19 protein-coding genes and 1 pseudogene are annotated in these 22,229 nt (G+C 32.0%); 10 read left to right on the top strand and 10 right to left on the bottom strand.

From position 1 onward, the window contains the following. Window positions 1-96: 96 nt before the first annotated feature. A complete protein-coding gene (locus tag MK851_RS01435; RefSeq protein WP_320240813.1) occupies window positions 97-1,638 on the top strand; it encodes an aldehyde dehydrogenase family protein in 1,542 nt (513 codons plus the stop codon). Window positions 1,639-1,712: 74 nt separating this feature from the next. Here MK851_RS01435 and MK851_RS01430 read toward each other — a convergent pair whose 3' ends face one another. Beyond that, a complete protein-coding gene (locus tag MK851_RS01430; RefSeq protein WP_303504863.1) occupies window positions 1,713-2,096 on the bottom strand; it encodes an ankyrin repeat domain-containing protein in 384 nt (127 codons plus the stop codon). A gap of 184 nt (window positions 2,097-2,280) precedes the next feature. On the opposite strand from MK851_RS01430, the gene MK851_RS01425 reads away from it, so the two are divergent. Both MK851_RS01425 and MK851_RS01420 read left to right on the top strand, forming a co-directional pair. Next, a complete protein-coding gene (locus MK851_RS01425; RefSeq protein WP_320240811.1) occupies window positions 2,281-2,817 on the top strand; it encodes a hypothetical protein in 537 nt (178 codons plus the stop codon). After that, a complete protein-coding gene (locus MK851_RS01420) occupies window positions 2,814-3,545 on the top strand; it encodes a sulfite exporter TauE/SafE family protein (RefSeq protein ID WP_320240810.1) in 732 nt (243 codons plus the stop codon). The genes MK851_RS01425 and MK851_RS01420 overlap by 4 nt, the downstream gene beginning before the upstream one ends. Window positions 3,546-3,576: 31 nt before the next feature. On the opposite strand, the gene MK851_RS01415 is transcribed toward MK851_RS01420, so the two are convergent. The 4 genes from MK851_RS01415 to MK851_RS01400 form a co-directional block, all read right to left on the bottom strand. Next, on the bottom strand, window positions 3,577-4,716 hold the full coding sequence (locus MK851_RS01415) for an ATP-binding protein (RefSeq protein WP_320240809.1): 1,140 nt from the start codon (window positions 4,714-4,716) through the stop codon (window positions 3,577-3,579). Window positions 4,717-4,719: 3 nt separating this feature from the next. Then, a complete protein-coding gene (locus tag MK851_RS01410; protein ID WP_320240808.1) occupies window positions 4,720-5,475 on the bottom strand; it encodes an SDR family NAD(P)-dependent oxidoreductase in 756 nt (251 codons plus the stop codon). Window positions 5,476-5,609: 134 nt separating this feature from the next. Then, window positions 5,610-6,527: a hypothetical protein gene (locus MK851_RS01405; protein WP_320240807.1), complete on the bottom strand. Its 918-nt coding sequence runs from the start codon at window positions 6,525-6,527 to the stop codon at window positions 5,610-5,612. A 103-nt stretch (window positions 6,528-6,630) separates the two neighbouring features. Then, window positions 6,631-7,092, bottom strand: coding sequence for a hypothetical protein (locus MK851_RS01400; protein WP_320240806.1), 462 nt, complete (start codon window positions 7,090-7,092; stop codon window positions 6,631-6,633). A 77-nt stretch (window positions 7,093-7,169) separates the two neighbouring features. Between MK851_RS01400 and MK851_RS01395 the strand changes: the two genes are divergently transcribed. Further along, on the top strand, window positions 7,170-8,279 hold the full coding sequence (locus tag MK851_RS01395; RefSeq protein WP_303505509.1) for an NAD(P)/FAD-dependent oxidoreductase: 1,110 nt from the start codon (window positions 7,170-7,172) through the stop codon (window positions 8,277-8,279). A gap of 22 nt (window positions 8,280-8,301) precedes the next feature. Continuing rightward, on the top strand, window positions 8,302-8,754 hold the full coding sequence (locus MK851_RS01390) for a 3-oxoacyl-ACP synthase (protein ID WP_303504847.1): 453 nt from the start codon (window positions 8,302-8,304) through the stop codon (window positions 8,752-8,754). A 188-nt stretch (window positions 8,755-8,942) separates the two neighbouring features. On the opposite strand, the gene MK851_RS01385 is transcribed toward MK851_RS01390, so the two are convergent. From MK851_RS01385 to MK851_RS01365, 5 genes are all read right to left on the bottom strand, one after another. Then, entirely contained in the window at window positions 8,943-9,878 is a 936-nt protein-coding gene (locus MK851_RS01385) for an ABC transporter ATP-binding protein (RefSeq protein ID WP_303504845.1), read from the bottom strand. A 63-nt stretch (window positions 9,879-9,941) separates the two neighbouring features. Next, window positions 9,942-10,814: a 30S ribosomal protein S6--L-glutamate ligase gene (gene rimK / locus MK851_RS01380; protein ID WP_303504843.1), complete on the bottom strand. Its 873-nt coding sequence runs from the start codon at window positions 10,812-10,814 to the stop codon at window positions 9,942-9,944. A gap of 3 nt (window positions 10,815-10,817) precedes the next feature. Then, a complete protein-coding gene (locus MK851_RS01375) occupies window positions 10,818-11,231 on the bottom strand; it encodes an ATP-dependent zinc protease (protein ID WP_115899602.1) in 414 nt (137 codons plus the stop codon). Between the two features lie 128 nt (window positions 11,232-11,359). Then, on the bottom strand, window positions 11,360-13,462 hold the full coding sequence (locus tag MK851_RS01370) for a M13 family metallopeptidase (RefSeq protein WP_320240805.1): 2,103 nt from the start codon (window positions 13,460-13,462) through the stop codon (window positions 11,360-11,362). A gap of 113 nt (window positions 13,463-13,575) precedes the next feature. Further along, the gene (locus MK851_RS01365; RefSeq protein ID WP_320240804.1) at window positions 13,576-15,735 is read right to left on the bottom strand and encodes a prolyl oligopeptidase family serine peptidase; all 2,160 of its coding nucleotides are present in this window, start codon (window positions 15,733-15,735) and stop codon (window positions 13,576-13,578) included. A 140-nt stretch (window positions 15,736-15,875) separates the two neighbouring features. Here MK851_RS01365 and trxA point away from each other — a divergent pair. The 5 genes and pseudogenes from trxA to MK851_RS01340 form a co-directional block, all read left to right on the top strand. Continuing rightward, window positions 15,876-16,238, top strand: a pseudogene (gene trxA, locus MK851_RS01360) (thioredoxin); the annotation flags it as partial. A 305-nt stretch (window positions 16,239-16,543) separates the two neighbouring features. Further along, window positions 16,544-17,515 (top strand): ribonucleotide-diphosphate reductase subunit beta, encoded by a 972-nt coding sequence (locus MK851_RS01355; protein WP_320240803.1) that lies wholly within the window; start codon window positions 16,544-16,546, stop codon window positions 17,513-17,515. 172 nt (window positions 17,516-17,687) lie between these two features. Next, entirely contained in the window at window positions 17,688-20,075 is a 2,388-nt protein-coding gene (locus MK851_RS01350; protein WP_320241267.1) for a ribonucleoside-diphosphate reductase subunit alpha, read from the top strand. A gap of 108 nt (window positions 20,076-20,183) precedes the next feature. Beyond that, window positions 20,184-20,846, top strand: coding sequence for an SMI1/KNR4 family protein (locus MK851_RS01345; RefSeq protein ID WP_320240802.1), 663 nt, complete (start codon window positions 20,184-20,186; stop codon window positions 20,844-20,846). 37 nt (window positions 20,847-20,883) lie between these two features. Further along, window positions 20,884-22,221 (top strand): deoxyguanosinetriphosphate triphosphohydrolase, encoded by a 1,338-nt coding sequence (locus MK851_RS01340; protein WP_303505505.1) that lies wholly within the window; start codon window positions 20,884-20,886, stop codon window positions 22,219-22,221. Window positions 22,222-22,229: the final 8 nt, after the last annotated feature.

Raw genomic sequence — 22,229 nt, 5'->3', positions numbered from 1 at the left:
AAACAAAAACAACTGTGTTTGTTTAATTTATTAATTGTAAAATTATTCGTAGTTTTGAGCTTTAAATTTAAACAACTAAAATTAGAATATAAAAATATGGCAGATTTTGGTATTAAAGAAGCGTTAGCTACTTTAGGCTTACAAGAAATAAATAAAGGAACTTCAACAGGTTCAGTAAACTTTTCAAACGGTGAAATTATAGAATCATACTCACCAGTAGATGGAAAGTTAATAGGAAAAGTAAAAGCTTCTACCAAAGAAGATTACGAAAAAGTGATGGATGCCGCTACTTCAGCATTTAAAAGTTGGAGAACAATGCCTGCACCTCAACGTGGAGAAATTGTACGTCAGTTTGGAAACAAATTAAGAGAGTTAAAAGAGCCTTTAGGAAAATTAGTTTCTTACGAAATGGGAAAATCTTACCAAGAAGGTTTAGGTGAGGTGCAAGAAATGATTGATATCTGTGATTTTGCTGTAGGTTTATCTCGTCAATTAAACGGACAAGTAATTCCTTCAGAAAGACCAGGACACGTAATGAGAGAGCAATGGCACCCATTAGGAGTGGTTGGTATCATATCAGCATTTAACTTTCCTGTGGCTGTTTGGGCTTGGAATACAGCTTTAGCTTGGATTTGTGGTAACGTATGTGTATGGAAAGGTTCAGAAAAAGCACCTTTATGTTCTGTTGCTTGTCAAAATATTATTGCTGAGGTTTTAAAAGATAACAATTTACCACAAGGAATTTCTAGTATTGTTAATGGAGACTATAAAGTTGGTGAATACATTACTGAAGATACACGTATTCCTTTAGTATCTGCTACTGGTTCTACAAGAATGGGACGTATTGTTGGTACTAAAGTTGCGGAGCGTTTCGGTAAATCATTATTAGAATTAGGAGGAAACAATGCAATTATTATTACTCCAACTGCTGATTTAAAAGTAGTAGTTCCAGGTGCTGTATTTGGAGCTGTAGGTACATGTGGACAACGTTGTACATCAACACGTCGTTTAATTATTCACGAATCTGTTTATGACAAAGTAAGAGATGCGATTGTTGGAGCTTATGGTCAAATCAAAATTGGAAACCCATTAGATGAAAATAATCACGTTGGACCATTAATTGATAAAGACTCTGTAAATACTTATTTAGCTGCTATTGAAAAAGCAAAAGCTGAAGGAGGAAACGTATTAGTTGAAGGCGGTGTTTTAGAAGGTGAAGGTTACGAAAGTGGTTGTTATGTTAAGCCAGCAATTATTGAAGCTGAAAACCATTTTGAAATTGTTCAACATGAAACATTTGCTCCAATTTTATACTTAATGAAGTATTCAGGAGATGTTGAAAACGCGATTGAATTACAAAACGGAGTTGCACAAGGATTATCTTCTTCAATCATGACAAATGAAATGAAAGAAGCTGAAAAATTCCTATCGTTTGCAGGATCTGATTGTGGTATTGCAAATGTAAACATTGGTACCTCAGGAGCTGAAATTGGAGGAGCTTTTGGAGGTGAAAAAGAAACAGGTGGTGGACGTGAGTCTGGATCTGATGCTTGGAAAGTGTACATGCGTCGTCAGACAAATACTGTAAACTATTCTGATGAATTACCTTTAGCACAAGGAATTAAGTTCGATTTATAAGAAAACATAGTTTTCAAAATATGAAAAAGTCTCATCATTTTGATGAGACTTTTTGCTTTTAAACAAGTTTTATATTATTTTTCTAAAGCAACAGAAATAACTTTATAGGCCTCATGTGCTTTCGACATTTTAGCATATTCTAAGGCAGTATATCCTCTTTCAGACTTTGTTTTCAACTTGGCTCCGCTATCAATCAAAAGTTTAACGATGTCTACTTTGTTATATCTAGCAGCAAACATTAAAGGAGTTAATCCAGTAGATTTTCTGTTAATATCTGTTCCGTTTTCAACCATAGCTTTTACAGCTTCAAAGTTTCCAACTCTAATTAATTTACAAAAAGTACTTACGTTAGGATATTCTAAGTTAGTTTTAATAGGTGCTTCATATGAAGTTGAAGCAGCAGTAATAGTTCCGAAAGATAAAGCGATTGCTAAAGCAGTTAATACAAATTTTTTCATGATGTTAAGTTTTTTTATGATTAGGTTACAGCTAAAAGACGCCTATAAAAACAAAACGTTTCAACAAATACATAGACTTAACAATTATTTAAGATAAGCTTTTAAAAATCTCTTAACAGATTTAATGTTTTTTAATAAATTAAAAATCAGTAATTTAACTAGCTATTAACCGAATAATTAAATCATGAATTGGTGTATATTAATTTCATTAGCAGTAGTAGTAATTGCCGCTATTTTAGGCTATTTATTAGGAAAACTATCGAGTAAAAATATTAGGAAAGACGAGATAGTTCTTTTAAAGAATAAAATAGTAAAATTAGAATCTAGTTTAAGGAACTGTAAAGAAAGTAAGTCAGTATTAGAAACTGATTTAAAATTAGCAAAATCTAGTATAGCACCCTCTATATCTGAAGAACAAAAACCATTTAATACAAATGAAATTAAAAAGGTGTTTGGTAGAAAAATAAAAGAGAATGATTTAAAAATAGTTGATGGAATAGGACCTAAAATTGAAGAACTTTTTTATAATTTTAATATCAATACATGGAAATTACTATCGGAAACATCTGTAGAAAAATGCCAAGAAGTATTAAAAAGTGGAGGAAATCGTTATAGAGTTCATAAACCTAATACATGGCCCAAACAAGCAAAACTAGCTTACAAAGGTAAATGGAAAGAGCTTAAAAATTTGCAAGATAATTTAGATGGCAAAAAGGAATGAAAGACATAAACTTCATATTTTTAGTATTAGCTTTAATTGCCGAAATTATTGGAACAATAGGAGGTTTTGGTTCGTCTGTTTTTTTTGTTCCAATAGGAAATTTTTATTTCGATTTTTACTCTGTGTTAGGTCTTACAGCTATTTTTCATTTGTCTAGTAATGTGAGTAAAATCTTCTTATTTAAAAAAGGCCTAGATAAAAAATTGTTGATAAACATTGGAATTCCTTCAGTGGTTTTTGTGATTTTAGGAGGTATATTATCAAAATATGTGAACAGTGCCTATTTAGAAATATTTTTAGGAGTCTTTTTAGTGGGGTTTAGTGCTTTCTTCCTGATTAAAAATAAATTCATTGTTTCCCCGAATAAAAAAAATGCCATTATTGGAGGTTCATTTTCAGGATTTTCAGCGGGATTGTTAGGTACAGGAGGAGCTATTAGAGGGTTAACCATGGCAGCTTTTAACTTAGAAAAGAGTGTGTTTATAGCGACTTCAGCCTTTATAGATTTTATGATTGATTTTTCAAGAACATTTGTCTACTACAACAATGGTTACATTCACAATCACGACCTAAAATACGTCCCTTTTTTGTTTGTAATTGGACTTGTAGGATCATTTATAGGAAAGAAAACATTAGCTTATATACCACAATCTAAATTCAGAAAACTGTCGTTGTCTTTTATTCTATTAATTGGAATCGTTACAATTGTACAATTAATGTTGAGGTAGATAGTAAGATTTTAAAAGAGGTTAAAAGTTTCTAATTATACTTCACCTTACGTATTACTCGCATTGCCTCTTTATATTTAATATAGGTAGTTTTGTCTTCTAAGTTTTTAATATAAATTTTTGCTTTTTTAAGTTGTAGAGGAGCACTTTCAAAACCATTTAAATAACAGATTAAGTAGGAAGTAGGTAATCGATATACATCTTCGTGCTCAATAACAGAAAGTGGTTTGTTGTTCACAATTTTAGCGATAATACTATTATTGTTATCGTAAATAAGTTGTAAAATATCGTTATGATATTGAGGAGCTTCAAATAAAAACTCCGTAACAATATCATGCTTTCCGTTATCTTTAAAGTTGATAATAGTTTTTTCTAACGGATAGCGTTTTTCACTCTTATCAATTCCTAAAACAATATATTCAGTAATAATAAATGATTGTTCGTTATAACTAATTTGTACATCATCTAACGAAGAAAAAAATAAACGAACTTGCTCGTTTATCAATTCAATATCAACCCGTGTAAAAAACTCTTCATCATTTATAATTTTCTTTTTTCCAGCCCAACAAAGGACAAATTGTTCGTTAAATACTTTGTACTTCGGATTGTATTCTGGTTTGTGTCTTTCAATAAAATCAAAAACACCGTCGAGTGTAAGCTGGATATTGTTACTAGCATTTTTTTCAATAGCTTCAACAATCGCTTTATTGTTGTTTTTAAGTATAAAACTATCTTTGGTAGGCATAGAGTTACTACCTCTGCGATAAAAAATTGTTCCTCTACGATACTTCCATGCATTTTTAGCTAAAGAGGTAATTAATTTAGTAGGATAAATAGTTACTAAACCAATTACTTTATGACGTTGTAAGCGAGGAAAAGGAACATTTTCATATTCTATTTTTGGAGGGTTTTTAAGATAAGCATTTACCAAATTTTGAATTTTACTATCATCGTAAAAATCAACCCCAATAATTTTATTTTCTTCATCCTCAATACCAATAACAATGTAAGAGTTATTGTTAGGATTAGAATTAGAAAGTGCACAAACGTGCTTTATAAACTTAGCTTTTCCCTCTTTAGAACCTAAAGATAACTTTTGCTTTTTATCATAAAAACTATTCTCGTCGTTATGAGACAGTAAGTTTTTAATTAAAAGACGTTTGTTAATCACAACTTAAGCGTTTTTGTTCACAATAGTTGCACTAGCTTGCGCTGTAGGGTATACAATTAAATCTTCAATATTTACATGGTATGGGCGAGTAATTACAAAGTGAATAATATCTGCTATATCTTCAGGTTGTAGTGCTTTGTATCCTTGATATACAGTTTTAGCTCTTTCAGAATCTCCTTTAAAACGAACATCAGAAAACTCAGTTTCTACCAATCCAGGATGAATAGCGCTTACGCGAATGTTATGTTGATTCAAATCAATACGCATTCCTTTATTTAAAGCGTTTACAGCGAACTTTGATGCACAATATACATTTCCGTTAGGATACACATCTTTCCCTGCAATTGAACCAATATTTACAATGAAACCATTGTTTCGTTCTACCATTTGAGGAATAATGGCTTTTGAAACGTATAAAAGACCTTTTACATTCCCATCTATCATAGCATCCCAATCATCAATATTTCCATTTTGAATACTGTTTAATCCATGAGCATTTCCAGCATTGTTAATAAGAATATTAATATGTTTAAACTCAATAGGTAAACTATTGATTGCTTTTAGTACTTCTTTGTTATAACGAACATCAAACTGAAGTACATGTACCTTGGTGAACTGTGATAGTTCTTGTTGTAATTGTTGTAGTTTTTCAATACGCCTACCACAAATAATTAAGTTAATGTTATTCTTAGCAAAAAGTTGAGCGGTTGCCTTACCAATACCTGAGGTTGCTCCAGTAATTAAAGCAGTTTGTTGCATGGTTTGTTGTTTTGTATAAAGGTAAACTTTTTTATGTTAAGCTACTATTATAAAATGAAAAACCGCCCCGTGAAGGGCGGTTCTTTTCAGTTGGCTACTACACCAACCAAAAATCAACTAACCAAACTTTATTTTTATTTCCTTTTCGGAACTGTTTCTCTTTCTATTTTAGTACGCTTTCTACCGCTATTCCTTACAGCTGGTTTTGTAGTACTTGTTTTTTCTCCTTTTAAATATTGTATAAATTCTATACCAGAAAAAATATATGTTGTTCTTGAACTTACGTGTTTTAATCGTATTGTTTCGTCATTTATAACGGTTAAATCAAACTCTTCAGTATCTCCGTTATCATAATTAAGTGTTAAATATTTTAGGCTGTTTTCACCTGTAACATTTCTAACAATATAACTTCCTTCAAAGTCCCAATTAATATAATCAACATTTGTGCCAAAAGGGTCGTGTGATGAATAGAATGTCACATCATTTTCATGGGTAAACTTTAGATAATGCTCGTTATCAAAAGGGGTTGGTGTACCTCCAGCTTCATCAGTTCTTTCCCAAGCTTTAAACTCTTGTAAAAAATATTCAATATTGTCATAAAATAACATGTCATAATCAAATGTATCTACTTGGTAACCTACTAGATAATAACTCACATTTTGAGACAAATCATCAATTCTAATTTCATTACTAGAAAGTTGTACTACATCAAATTCAAAATATCCATCTATATCGTGACGCGTTTCTAAAGCGGTTCCGTAGGTGCCATAGTTACCTACAGCTATACCAAAACCATTTCCTGTTTTACCAACATCAACAATATTGTTATTTGTATACATGGTTCCGTTTAAAAAGGAAATGGTAAAAGCTCTTGATAAAAAAGGAACTTCGCCACTACCAGTAGTTCTGTGATAATCTACATACCATAAATCATAACTTGAAATATATTCGCTTAAAGCAAAACCATCATCTACAATTTCATTTCTTACAACACACGACGTAAGTGTTACACCACTAATAAGTAGTACTAAAAGTAATTTTATACGTTTCATAAGCATTCGTTTTATGGTTATGCTAATAAGTTTTCAAATTACGTGCCAAAAATAAAAAACACCTCAAAAAAGAGGTGTTTAAAGCTATTCTATGCTGAGGTTTTTATTGCATAAAGACCCTATCTTTTTTTATAATGTTTTCTATTTTAACGTAGTGTATTTTCTCTCCTACAACATATGAAACCATTGCTTCATTTTCTTTTAATTCGAAAGGAAATTCTTCTGTTGGGGTGTTTCCAAACTCTTTTTTAGGGTCAGCATGTAAAATAAGATCTTTTCTGTTATTAAATGAGGTTTTATAACGAGCAGCGATGTATTGTTTATCATTATGTTGCTCAACAACAGCTTTGGTAATTCTATTTTGAAAATATACTTTTTGAAAATCAACAGACTCTTCAGGAGCAAAATAAATAATTAAGTTAGTAGAGCTGTAGCTACCTTTTACACCACCAGTTACATGAGAATAACTTGCTGATTCTATTTTGAAAGGATGATTGTTTTCCATTTTTACACTTGCACATTTCGTAAAACTTAAAGCTAAAATTAAGATTCCAATTAATTTCATAGAGTTGTTTTTTAATGTTTACATTTAGACATTCAAGGAGCGTGCCAAGTCACAAATATAATCAGATTTATATGAAGTTGAATTTCAGTTATTGGGAATTAAAAGAATGGTTTAAAGATGTCGATTTTACAGTAGTAGGTAGCGGTATTGTTGGGTTAAACTGTGCATTACAACTGAGTAAAAATTACCCGAAAGCCAAAATTCTTATTCTTGAAAAAGGAATATTACCGCAAGGAGCAAGTACTAAAAATGCAGGATTTGCTTGTTTTGGGAGTTTATCAGAATTAATTGATGATTTAGAAACACATACTGAAGGAGAAGTTTTTAATTTGGTGAAAAAACGTTGGGAAGGCTTACAGCTTTTAAGAACTAACCTAGGTGATAAAAACATCGATTTTCAACAAAATAAAGGATATGAACTTTTTTTAACAACTGAACTATATGAATCGTGTTTGGATAAAAAAGAGGTTATAAACAAACTTTTACAACCGTTATTTTCTTCAGATGTTTTTACAGTCGATGACAATAAGTTTCATTTTAAAAATATTCATCAAAATTATATTACCAATAATTTTGAAGGACAGATTGATACTGGTAAAATGGCAGCGAAACTGTTAAAAAAAGTGTTGTCCTCAGGAATCAAAATCATCAATACTATTCATGTTGAAAACTTTATTGAAAACAATGAGCAAGTTGCAGTAAAAACAAATCAAATAACATTTAATACCAAAAAGCTATTTATTGCTACCAACGGGTTTTCAAATCAGCTATTAAACGAAAAAGTACAACCAGCAAGAGCACAAGTGTTAATTACGAAACCAATTAAAAACCTCCATATTAAAGGAACTTTTCACTTAGATAAAGGATATTATTATTTTAGAAATATTGATAATAGAATTTTGTTTGGAGGAGGGAGGAATCTTAATTTCAAAGGTGAAGAAACTACTGATTTTGGACAGACAGTACTTATTCAAAATAAATTAGAGGAAATTTTAAAAACTACAATCTTACCAAATACTAAAGTTGAAATTGAACATCGTTGGAGCGGAATTATGGGAGTTGGAAATCAGAAAAAAACCATTGTAAAGCAGCTTTCAAATAATGTGTTTTGCGGAGTTCGTTTAGGTGGAATGGGGGTTGCCATAGGAAGTTTGGTAGGGAAGGAGCTAGCTGAACTTATGGATTAATGTTGTTTAGAGAGGTAAAAAAATGAATATTAAAGAAGAATTATACAAACAATGTGAGTTGTATGTGAATAAACGTTTACAAACAGTAGAAGAAACGATTACCTTTCATCAAAAAGCGTTGCAATCAGAAACAAAGAGTTCTGCAGGAGATAAACATGAAACAGGTAGAGCAATGCTACAGTTAGAAATGGAAAAAGCGAGTCAGCAACTTAGCGGAGTTGCTCAAATGAAAGAAACACTTGCAAAAATTAATACAGAAACAACTTCAAAAAATGCTCATTTAGGTAGCGTGGTTATTACTACCTCAGCCATAAACTATTTTATTAGTGTAAGCGTAGGTTTGTTAGTTGTTGAAAATAAAACATACTTTGCTGTATCTCCATCTTCACCCATAGGAAAGTTAATCTTAGGAAAAAAAGAAGGAGAATCTTTTGAGTTTAATGGAGCAAAAAATACCATTAAAGAAGTTTTTTAAAGCATAAGGTAGGGTAAAATAAAAACTACTTGTTCTAAATGCAGGAAAGGTTGTTATAACCAGAACAGAAAAAGAAGCTATAATACACTTTTATCTTTTGGTATTTAGACGGTAAGGGTGTATTTTTTTAGAAAAATAATTTATTTTAAGATAGTTGAGTAATAATTATTGAGATAGTTATTATTGGTTTAAACAGTCTCTTTTATCTTAAAAGAGACCGTTTTTTTATACTCAATACTTTCAAAGTGATTTATAAAAATTGATTGGTTGTTGTACGCAACTTCTATTAGCCAATAGTTCCCTTTAAAATAAGATTTCAATACAGTTCCTTCTAATTTTGATGGTTTTTTGGTAATCTCAAGTAAGTTAGGATATAGTAATAATGTTTGTTTATTTATGGTGAGTTCGTTTACATCATCAAATAAAGAAGCTACATACTTTTCTTTTGGGTTTTTATACAGGTTTGCTGGACTATTGTATGCAATGACTTTATGGTTGCGAATTACCATCATAGTATCAGCAAAAGAAAGCGCATCATTTCCGTCGTGTGTTGCAACAATACAAGCAATATTTTTCTTTTTTAAATAAGAAAACAATCGTCGCCTTAATGAGTTCTTTTTAAAGTTGTCTATTTGACTGAAAGGTTCATCTAACAATAGTAATTCAGGTTTTTTTGCGAGAGCCCTTGCTATGGCTACTCGTTGTTGTTGTCCGCCACTTAAGTTTTTAACTTTTTCGTTTGCCAATTCAGTCATTTCAATAACTTCAAGAAGTTCTTTTGTTCTTTCTTCAGCTTCTTTTGGATAAAATCGAGATAAAAACTTCTTAATATTTTCACTTACTGATGTAAAAGGCATCAAATCAAAATCTTGTGCGACATATTTAAAAAACTCCATACCAGGAACAAGGTAATGTTCAGGGCCTAATATTTGTGTGTCGTTCCAGTGTAAACTTCCATGATCAACATCGAGTAATCCATATACAATTTTTAAAAGGGTAGATTTCCCACAACCGCTTTCACCCATTACACAGAGATGCTCTCCTTTTTGAAGTGTAAATTGGATGTTTTCTAAAGTTTTTTCTTTTGACGGATAAGTGAATGAAATATTGTTTACTTGTAGCATAGCTACAAAAGTAATTGTTTAGTTATAAACAAAAAACCGATACAGAGAGTATCGGTTTTGTTTTTAAGCGCTTCTTTCTACGTAACGTATAATGCTTTTTGCTACATCTTTTCCTGTAGCTTTTTCTATGCCTTCTAAACCAGGGGAAGAATTAACCTCTAAAATTAACGGACCTCTATCTGACTGTAACATATCTACACCAGCAATACCTAACTTCATTGCTTTAACAGCTTTTAAAGCTGCATTTTCTTCTTCATCAGTTAATTCTATAATTTCTGAAGTTCCTCCTCGATGTAGGTTTGATCTAAACTCTCCTTCTTTACCTTGACGCTTCATGGCTCCAACAACAACTCCATCTACTACAAAAACACGAATATCTGCTCCTTTAGCTTCTTTGATATACTCTTGAACAATTACACGAGCTTGTAAGCCATTAAAAGCTTCTATAACAGATTCTGCAGCTTTTTTGGTTTCTGCTAACACAACACCTAAACCTTGTGTTCCTTCTAAAAGTTTAACTATTAAAGGAGCTCCTCCTACTTTTTTGATGATTTCAGAGGTATCTTTTGAGTAATTGGTAAAAACGGTTTTTGGTAGTCCTAAATTTGCTCTTGAAAGCACTTGTAAACTACTTAGTTTATCTCTAGATCGTACTAAAGCCTGTGATTCTACTGCAGAAAATACTTTCATCATTTCGAATTGACGAACAACTGCGGTACCATAAAAAGTAACTGAAGCACCAATACGAGGTATAATAGCATCAACATCGGTTATAAGTTCATGATTGTATACTATAGCAGGCTTCTTTTTTTCAATAATAAGATCACATTTAGTATGATCTAATACGACCATTTCATGACCTCTTTTTTCGCCTGCTTCTACTAAGCGTTTTGTTGAATATAATTTAGGGTTTCTAGAAAGAACAACAATTTTCATTTTTTATATTTCTTTTGAAGTGATGTTTTTTTGTGAAACATCTACAATAAATTTTTTATTTAAAAATTTTCTACCAATTAATACTGGATAATTCATTTTACCTCTATCTGATAACGATAGCTTTATTTTATATTTTTTGCCGTAAAAAATAGCGGATGTGGAAACAACATATCTCTTTTGTTTTTTTCCGTTTGAGCTTCTTATGCTTTTAACTTTATACTTTGTAGTTTGGAGTAATTTATTATTATACCTTTCTGTCTTAGGGCATAATAGTATAAACTCTAATACACCGTCTTTTTCTTCAATATGTTTGCAGTGTATCGCAGAAGTATAAGCTCCAGTATCAATCTTTACGGGCAAATCTTCTATTTCCCAGTTTAAAAAGGATATTTTTTCAACCCTTCCAATTAGTCTCATTTTTTAAAATTAAGGTGAGCGAATTACTTACTATTTTTTGAAATATACAATACTCTATTATTAATTTTTTAAAATAAAAAAACCAGTGCTTATACACTGGTTTAAAGGTACTTATTTTTTAATTGAATTTACCAAATTCTTACACGATCTTCTGGTTTTAAATACATTTTATCTCCCTCTTTAACATCAAATGCTTCATAAAAAGCATCTACGTTTTTAAGAGGCATATAAGCTCTGTATTGCCCTGGAGCATGTGTATTTGTCATAATCAAGTTTTTAAGCGCTTCATCACGCATTTTTGTTCTCCAAATAGTTCCCCAAGAAAGGAAGAAACGTTGTTCTGGTGTATAACCATCAATTTTTTCTGGACGACCATTTTTTCCTAAGAAAACCTGTAACCCTTCATAGGCAGCTTGTACACCTCCTAAATCACCAATATTTTCTCCTAAAGTATATTCTCCATTTAAATGCATGCTATCAATAGCAATAATATCACTGTATTGTTTTATTAATTTAGCACCTGCTTTTTTAAACTTTTCAGAATCCTCTTCTGTCCACCAGTTTTTAAGGTTTCCATCACCATCAAAACGAGCACCAGAATCATCAAAACTGTGAGAGATTTCATGACCAATAACAGCTCCAATTCCTCCATAGTTCACAGCTTCATCAGCCTTATAGTTATAAAAAGGAGGTTGTAAAATTGCTGCTGGGAATACGATTTCATTGTTTACAGGGTTAAAGTAAGCGTTTACTGTTTGAGGAGACATTCCCCATTCAGTTCTATCAACTTCTTTACCTAACTTAGCCATATCTTTTTCAAAGTTCCACTTACGAACGTTTACAGCATTGTCAAAATAGGTACCACCTTCATCTAAACCTTTAACAAGTAAAGCAGAGTAGTCTTTCCATTTATCAGGGTATGCAATCTTAACAGTTAATTTGTGTAATTTATCTAATGCTTTTTCTTTTGTTTCTTCACTCATCCATGGTAATTGCGCAATACGTTTTTCGAAACCTAACATTACGTTATCAATCATTTCCTTAGCTTTTTGCTTCGCTTCAGGTGGAAACTTTTCATCTACATATAATTTACCTAAAGCTTCGCCAATAGCTCCGTTTAAGTTTGCTAAAGCACGCTCGTTTCTTGGGCGTTGTTGTTTAGCTCCACGCATTTCTTTACTGTAAAAATCCCAGTTTGCAGTTTCTAAATCGGTAGATAATAAGCCTAAAGAATTATTAATAGCGTTCCAACGTAGTGATAATTTAACAGTTTCAATAGGACTATTCTTAAGAACATCATTCATTGCTTTGAAATACCCTGGATCTGTAACAATAATCTTTTCAAGACCTTTAGCGCCATCTAACCCTTCAAGATCAACACCAATTCCTTTCAAATGAGCTTCCCAATCGATTACTGGAGCTAACTCAGTTAATTCAGCAAGGGTCATTGGGTTGTAAATTTTACGAGTATCTCTACGTTCTTCTTTTGTCATTCTAGGTTCAGCTAAACTCTTTTCAAAAGCAACAATAGTTGCTGCATTCTTTTTGGCTGTAGCCTCATCATCACCAAACTCTTGTAACATTTTAGCTACAAAAACCTCATATTTTTCAAGTTTGTCTTTTACCTTTTCATCAACGTAGTAATCTCTTGATAAACCAAGTCCGCCAGCTCCCATGTAACCCGCATTCATACTACTATTTTTAAGGTCGTTAAAAACACCAAAACCATAAAAACCAGCACCTCCATAAGGAGCCATGTTGGTAATGAATGTTTGTACGTCGTTTAAGTTTTTAATTTCTTCAATTTTTTCAAGAAAAGGTTGTACTGGTGCTTTACCAGCTTTATTTCTAGCTACGGTATCCATAATGGTTTCGTAGTAGTTTACCGCTTTTTCTTGATCAGAATCTATTTCGTTTCCTTCAGCATCTTTTATTTTTGGGAAGTTACCTTCTTCAATAGCCTTGTTTAAGATAGCTAATACATCTTTGGTAGTGGTTTTTCTTAATTGATTAAATCCTCCCCAAGAAGTTTCATCAGCAGGAATTTCAGTGTTATCAATCCAAGAACCGTTAACATATCTAAAGAAATCATCGGTAGGTTTAACCGAAGTATCCATGTTTTCTAAAACAATTGCCTGTACTTTTTCTTCAGGCTTTTTATCTGTTTTACATGCAATAACTCCTAAAGAAGCAACGGCAGTAGTAAACAGCATTTTGTGAATGGTTTTCATTTTTAATGTTTTTTGAATGAATCTTAATTTTAACAAACTACCTCGAGGATTTTGCCTCGAGGTAGTAAATTTACTTCTAATAAGATTCAGTTTTTATAAAAATGTTACAGTTTTTAACTTTTTATTTTAGATTTTGGTGCATTTGGTAATGTTTCAAACCCCATGTTAAATAATGTAAAGCCAAAAATATCAGAGTATTGTTCAATAGTTTTTGCTACAGGAGTTCCTGCTCCGTGACCCGCATTGGTTTCAATTCTAATTAAAACAGGGTTGTTTCCTTGTTGTTTTTCTTGTAATTCAGCAGCAAATTTAAAACTATGAGCTGGTACTACACGATCATCATGATCACCAGTAGTTACCATAGTTGCAGGATATTGAGTTCCTTCTTTTACATTGTGTACTGGTGAATATCCTTTTAAGTATTCAAACATTTCTTTGCTTTGTTCAGAAGTTCCGTAATCGTAAGCCCAACCTGCCCCAGCTGTAAATGTGTGATAACGTAACATATCTAACACGCCTACTGCAGGTAAAGCTACTTTCATTAAATCAGGACGTTGCGTCATCGTAGCACCTACTAATAAACCTCCGTTAGAGCCTCCTCTAATTGCTAAGTAATCAGATGAAGTATAATTTTCTTTGATTAAGAATTCAGCAGCAGCAATAAAATCGTCAAATACATTTTGTTTTTTTAATTGTGTACCTGCATTGTGCCATTTTTTACCATATTCACCACCACCACGTAGGTTAGGTACAGCATAAACACCGCCTTGTTCCATCCAAACTGCATTGGCAATACTAAAGCTAGGTGTTAAACTTACATTGAATCCTCCGTAACCATATAAAATAGTTGGATTTTTACCGTTTAGTTCTAACCCTTTTTTATAAGTGATAATCATAGGAACTTTCGTTCCGTCTTTTGAACTGTAAAATACTTGCTTGCTTTCATAATCATCTGAGTTGAATGAAATAGAAGGCTTCCAGTATAATTCATAGGTTCCATCTTCTGGATTGAACTTGTATGATGAACCTGGGGTGTTGTAGTTGGTAAAAGAGAAATATAATTCTTTAGCGTCAGTTTTTCCACCGAAACCACCAGCAGTTCCTACTCCTGGTAATTTTACTTCACGGATTAGTTTTCCGTCGAAATCATATTGTACTACTTTTGAAACAGCATCTACCATATACTTTGCAAAGAAGTATCCAGCTCCTGTTGATGGAGATAGTACATTTTCTGTTTCAGGAATAAAATCTACCCAGTTTTCTGGTGTAGGATTTGAAGCATCTACGGTAACAATTTTTTTGTTAGGCGCATTTAAGTTGGTTACTAAGTATAGTTTACTTCCTTTACTATCAATTACACCAGTATCGCTATCAAAATTGTCAATGATAGGTGTTAGTTTGCTATTAGAGTTTGTTAAATCCTTAATGAATAACTTGTTTCCAGAAGTTGAGGTAGAAGCAGATACTAATAAGTAGTTGTTATCTTCTGTTAAATACCCACCAACATAACGGTGTTTTTCTTCTGGAGTAGCTCCAAAAATAATCTCATCAGAACTTTGTGGGGTTCCTAACTTATGGAAGTATAATTTATGTTGATCTGTTTTTGCAGATAATTCACTTCCTTTAGGTTTATCATAACTAGAATAGTAAAAGCCTTCGTTTCCTTTCCAAGCAATTCCTGAGAATTTTACATCTACTAAAGTATCTTCTTTTATTTCTTTAGTTTCAGCATCCATTATAATAACCTTTCTCCAATCACTTCCTCCTTCAGAAATTGCATAGGCTACAGTTTTTCCGTCTTTGGTAAAACTTACAGAACCTAACGACGTTGTTCCGTCTTCAGCAAACGTATTAGGGTCTAAGAAAACCTCTTCTTTACCGTCTTTATCTTTTCTATATAAAACATATTGGTTTTGTAGCCCGTTGTTTTTATAAAAATAAGTATAATCACCTTCTTTAAATGGAGTCCCTACTTTTTCGTAGTTCCATAATTCAGATAAACGATTTTTTAATTGCTCGCGATATGGAATTTTGTCTAAGTAATCAAAAGTAACTTCATTTTCTGCTTTTACCCAAGCTTCAGTTTCGTCACTTCTATCGTCTTCTAACCAACGATAGTTATCGGTTACTTTTGTATCAAAATATTCATCTACAACAGGTTTTTTAGCTGTTTCTGGATAGTTCACACTAATATTGTTTTTAGGTTGCTTTTCTTCTTTACAAGAAACTAAAATTGTTCCTGCACAAATAATTGGAAGAAGGATTTTTTTCATGATTAAAAAATTGGTTAATTTGACCAAAGTTAGAAGAAAAACAATCATAGCTATTGATTTTAAGACGATTTTAACAAAAACAGCCTTGTAAACCTATTGAAATAAAAACGACTACCTTTACCTAATTACAATATTTAAATAACATGACTGAAAATTTAAACAGAGAAGCTTTTTTAAAAAAGGTTTTTAACTATGAAGAGAACAAAGAATGGAAATTTGAAGGAGAACTACCTGCTATAATTGATTTTTATGCCGATTGGTGCGGACCATGTAAAGCACTTGCTCCTGTTTTAGAAGAATTAAGTGCAGAGTACGAAGGAAAAATTAATATTTATAAAATTGATACAGAAGCTGAACAAGAATTATCTGCTGCTTTTGGAATAAGAAGCATTCCTTCTATGTTATTTTGTCCTGCTAACGAGGACCCTCAAATGGCTCATGGAGCGTTACCAAAAAAACAAATTGAACAAATAATTGAAGACGTTTTAAAGGTTAAAAAATAACCTTAAAAAAGAAGAATATAAGAGTTTAAAAAGTGACACATTTTGTGTCACTTTTTTTATGTAAAAACACAAAATAAGAAACTCAGTGAGTATCACTTATCAAGCGTTTTTTTAAATTTTAAAGTATTGATTTTAAAGTTTTTGTAAAAACATAAAAATGTTGTAAATTGAAGAAGGAAAAGTAATTTGTTAAAAACTTCAAGGGATTTGTGAATAAGTATAGCTTTCAGAATTTAGCAATTTTTCCAATCTTTGTTTCTATCTCAGGGAATAAAAAATAACACACTAAAAAGAGCTTAAAAAGCATGGCATCGATTGAACCAATTTTACAAGAAAATAAAGACAGATTTGTAATTTTTCCAATTCAACATAACGACTTATGGGAATGGTATAAAAAGCAACAAGCATGTTTTTGGACTGCAGAAGAAATTGACTTACATTCAGACTTAACGGATTGGAATTCTAAATTAACAGACGATGAACGTTACTTTATTAAGCATGTTTTAGCATTTTTTGCGGCATCTGATGGAATTGTAAACGAAAACTTAGCGGAAAACTTTGTAAATGAAGTTCAATATTCAGAAGCAAAATTCTTTTATGGTTTTCAAATCATGATGGAGAATATTCATTCTGAAACGTATTCATTATTAATTGACACGTATATTAAGGATGAAGAAGATAAAGACAAGTTGTTTAAAGCAATTGATGTTTTTCCTGCCATAAAAAAGAAAGCAGATTGGGCATTAAAGTGGATAGAATCTGATTCGTTTGCTGAGCGTTTAATTGCTTTTGCAGCAGTTGAAGGAATTTTCTTTTCAGGATCGTTTTGTTCAATTTTTTGGTTAAAGAAGCGTGGATTATTACCTGGATTAACATTCTCAAACGAGTTAATTTCTCGTGATGAGGGTATGCACTGTGATTTTGCAGTACACTTACACAACAATCACTTAGTAAATAAAGTGCCAAAAGAAAGAATTAAAGAAATTATTATTTCTGCTTTAAATATTGAAAGAGAGTTTATTACCGAATCTTTACCTGTGAGTTTAATAGGTATGAATGCTACGTTAATGACACAATATTTAGAGTATGTTACCGATAGACTACTTTTAGAATTCGGATGTGAAAAAGAGTACGAGTCTACCAATCCATTTGATTTCATGGAAATGATTTCATTGGAAGGGAAAACTAACTTCTTTGAAAAAAGAGTATCAGAGTACCAAAAAGCCGGAGTAAAATCTGGTGGTACAGGAAGCATCAGCTTTGATGCAGATTTTTAGGAACCAATAAACTGCTATTTCCCCTACATGCAGTATTACTCAGCTAGAGCACTTTTTCCAGTGCTTTAGCGTTATAATCGTTTCAAAAAGAAACAAACTAGTATTAACATTTTACATGTTGTCTAAACAACTATGTTTTGACGACGCTATTAACCAAAAAACCAATATCAATATGTATGTAGTAAAAAGAGACGGCAGAAAAGAGCCTGTGATGTTCGATAAAATCACAGCAAGGGTTAGAAAAATGTGTTATGGATTAAACAAGATTGTTGATCCAGTAAAAGTAGCAATGCGTGTTATTGAAGGGCTGTATGATGGGGTAACTACTTCTGAATTAGATAATTTAGCGGCAGAAATTGCTGCTACAATGACAACTGCACATCCCGATTATGCGAAATTAGCAGCGAGAATTGCCGTATCTAACTTACATAAGAACACCAAAAAATCGTTTTCGGATACAATGACCGATTTATACGAATACATCAATCCACGTACAGGAAATAAAGCTCCTTTATTATCAGATGATGTGTATAAAATTATTATGGATAATGCCGATAAATTAGACTCGACAATTATCTACAGTCGTGATTTTAACTACGATTATTTTGGTTTTAAAACGTTAGAAAGATCTTATTTATTAAAGCTAAACGGAAACATTGTTGAACGTCCACAACAAATGTTAATGCGTGTTGCTATAGGGATTCATAAAGAAGATATAGACGAAGCAATTGCTACATACGAATTAATGAGTAAAAAATACTTTACTCATGCAACACCAACGTTATTTAATTCAGGTACACCAAAACCACAAATGTCATCTTGTTTTTTACTACAAATGCAAGATGATAGTATTGATGGAATTTATGATACGTTAAAGCAGACAGCTAAAATTTCACAATCTGCAGGGGGTATAGGTTTATCTATTCATAATATCCGTGCTACAGGAAGTTATATTGCAGGTACTAATGGAACTTCAAACGGAATTGTACCTATGCTACGTGTATTTAACGATACAGCACGTTATGTAGATCAAGGAGGAGGAAAACGTAAAGGTTCTTTCGCAATGTATTTAGAACCTTGGCATGCTGATATTTACGATTTCTTAGATTTAAAGAAAAACCATGGTAAAGAAGAAATGCGTGCACGTGATTTATTCTATGCTATGTGGATTTCAGATTTATTTATGAAACGCGTACAAGAAGATGCTGACTGGACGTTAATGTGTCCACACGAGTGTCCTCATTTATATGACACGTATGGTGAAGAATTTGAGCGTTTGTATACAAGTTACGAAGCAGCTGGTAAAGGAAGAAAAACCATTAAAGCACGTGATTTATGGGAGAAAATCTTAGAATCACAAATAGAAACAGGTACTCCGTACATGTTATATAAAGATGCAGCAAACCGTAAGTCAAATCAAAAGAATTTAGGAACAATCCGTTCTTCAAACTTATGTACTGAGATTATGGAGTATACTGCTGATGATGAAGTAGCAGTATGTAACCTAGCTTCTATTGCAATACCAATGTTTGTTGCTGAAGATGAAAATGGAAATAAGTTTTTTGACCACAAAAAGTTATTTAAAGTAACTAAAAAGGTTATTAGAAACTTAGATACGGTAATTGATCGTAATTATTACCCTGTAAAAGAAGCAGAAAACTCTAATTATCGTCACCGTCCAGTAGGATTAGGAATTCAAGGGTTAGCAGATGCTTTTATTATGCTGCGTTTACCATTCACTTCAGAAGAAGCGAAGAAACTTAACCAAGAAATTTTCGAGACCCTATATTTTGCAGCTGTAACCTCATCAATGGAAGTTGCTAAGGTAAAAGGAGCCTATTCAACTTATGAAGGTTCGCCAATGTCACAAGGAGAATTCCAACACAATATGTGGGGAATCAAAGACGATGAGTTGAGCGGTCGTTGGGATTGGGAAAAACTACGAAAAAACGTAAAAAAACATGGAGTTCGTAACTCATTATTGGTAGCGCCAATGCCTACAGCATCTACCTCTCAAATATTAGGAAACAATGAAGCTTTTGAACCATATACTTCTAATATCTACACACGTAGAGTATTATCAGGAGAGTTTATCGTAGTAAATAAACATTTATTAGAAGATTTAGTAGAGTTAGGTTTATGGGATAATGATATGAAGGAAGATATTATGCGTGCCAACGGATCAATTCAACATATTGATGCTATTCCACAAAACTTAAAAGATTTATACAAAACCGTTTGGGAAATGAGTATGAAAGATATTATTGATATGGCACGTCATAGAGGATACTTTATCGATCAATCTCAATCGTTAAACTTATTTATGCAAGATCCTGATTATGCGAAGTTAACCTCAATGCACTTCTACGCATGGAAATCTGGATTAAAGACAGGAATGTATTATTTACGTACCAAATCTGCTGTAAATGCGAAGCAGTTTACGTTAAATATAGAAAAGAAGGAAGAAGACAAGCCAATGAGTACAGATGAATTCAAAGCGATGGTTGAAGCTTCTAAAAATGCAGAAGGACCAGACGATTGTTTAATGTGTGGATCTTAAGAATTAGTTTTAATTATTTATTAAAGATTGCTTAGTAGAGTCGGAGCAAAATTAAAAGGGAGAAAAGAGAAGCTGTTAGGCTTCTCTTTTTTTGTATTTTAGAAGCCTATGGAGATAAAATACTATATAATACTTGGCATTTTTTCCGCCGCTGTTGCTATTTTAAGGAGTAATAACAGAATTGATTCAGAAAAAATAGAAAAGAAAAAAGCTATTAGGAATAAAGCAACATATTTATTAGATAAATTTAGGAATTCTCCTGATTACAATCACCTAATTTCTAAAAGTATAATTAGGTTATTAGAAAACTACCATTTTCACGAGAATGTTGGAAAAACATTAACTGATGAAGAAATTAAAATTATTGAAGAGAAGTTAATTCTAAAACTCCCTAAATCATATAAAATATTTCTGAAATACTTTGGAGATGGAGGCGATTGGATTTTTGTACAAAATATAGACAACATCCAAAATGGAGGCTTTTATAAAGAGTACGATTATAATAACACGTTAAAAGAATATGTTTACTTAGGAGAGGAGAAGATTATAACAGAAAGTTTACTTTCTTTAATGTCTGAAGATTCAAATGGAGGAGCATGGTGTTGGTTAACTCATGAAGAGAAAAAAGATAATGAATGGTCTTTAGCTTACTATATAGATGGATGTTTGCATTACAAGGTAAAAAATTTTACAGAATGGTTAGAGGTAGCTGCGTCTGATAGGGAGGTTATTAGAGAATATGATGTAGAAGAAAAACTAGGTTTAGGATAAAGATTTTGTATTTTCGACAAAATTTTATTTACGAATGATGAACTGGGAACAACTCCTTTCTTTAAAACGTTTTGGTGATACCCAAAAACGTGAACGTGCAAAACAAGACGAAACTCGTTTGGGTTTTGAGGTAGATTTTGATAGAATTATATTTTCATCGGCTTTTCGCAGCTTACAAGACAAAACACAGGTAATTCCATTATCAAAAACTGATTTTGTTCACACACGTTTAACCCACAGTTTAGAAGTATCGGTTGTAGGGCGTACATTGGGACGAAGAGTAGGTAAGGAGCTGTTAGAACGTCATCCACATTTAAAAGAGTTAGGATATACTTTTAACGATTTTGGAGCGATTGTAGCTGCTGCATCTGTAATGCATGATATTGGGAATCCGCCATTTGGACATTCAGGAGAAAAAGCGATTGGAGAGTATTTTAAAACAGGAAAAGGGCTTCAGTATAAAAATCAATTAACCGATTCAGAATACCAAGACCTAATAGATTTTGAAGGAAATGCCAACGGATTTAAAATTCTCACAGAAAATAGAGAAGGAATTAAAGGAGGTTTACGTTTATCGTATGCAACCCTAGGAGCTTTTTTAAAGTACCCTAAAGAGAGTTTACCAAAGAAACCTACCAATCACATAGTAGATAAAAAATATGGCTTTTTTCAGTCAGAAAAAGAAGCTTTTTTAGATGTAGCACAAGATTTAGGTTTATTAAAAAAAGAATCTGGAGGAATTTCTTACTACCGACATCCATTAGCATACTTAGTTGAAGCAGCTGACGATATTTGTTATACAATCATTGATTTTGAAGATGGTATCAATCTAGGTTTAATTGAAGAAGATTATGCCTTAGAGTATATGATTAAATTGGTGAAAGACACCATTGATAGCAAGAAATATCATTCATTGCAACATACAAAAGACCGTGTAAGTTATCTACGCGCTTTAGCCATAGGAGTGTTAATTAACGAAGCAGTAGCTATATTTTTAGATAATGAAGAAGTTATTTTAAAAGGGACATTTGATAAAGGTTTATTGGATAAATGTAAATATGAAGCTCAGATTAATGATATAATTAAATTAAGTGTTGATAAAATTTACAGAAGTAAAGAGGTTGTTGAAAAAGAAGTTGCAGGATATAAAATCATAGCAGACCTTCTAGATGTTTTTGTAACGGCTTTAAATAATAAGTTTGACAGTAAACAATCTAACTATGATAAATTAGTACTGAACTTAATACCACAAGAATACCAACAGAACAAAGAAAATTTATATGATAGAATTATGCAAATTTCTAGTTACGTTGCAGGCTTATCTGATGGGTATGCTATTCGTTTGCATAGAAAAATAATGGGAAATATCAATTAATAATTCAC

The organism is Tenacibaculum sp. 1B UA (assembly GCF_033978845.1).
GTDB lineage: Bacteria > Bacteroidota > Bacteroidia > Flavobacteriales > Flavobacteriaceae > Polaribacter.
This window is presented reverse-complemented; position numbering and strand designations above follow the sequence as displayed.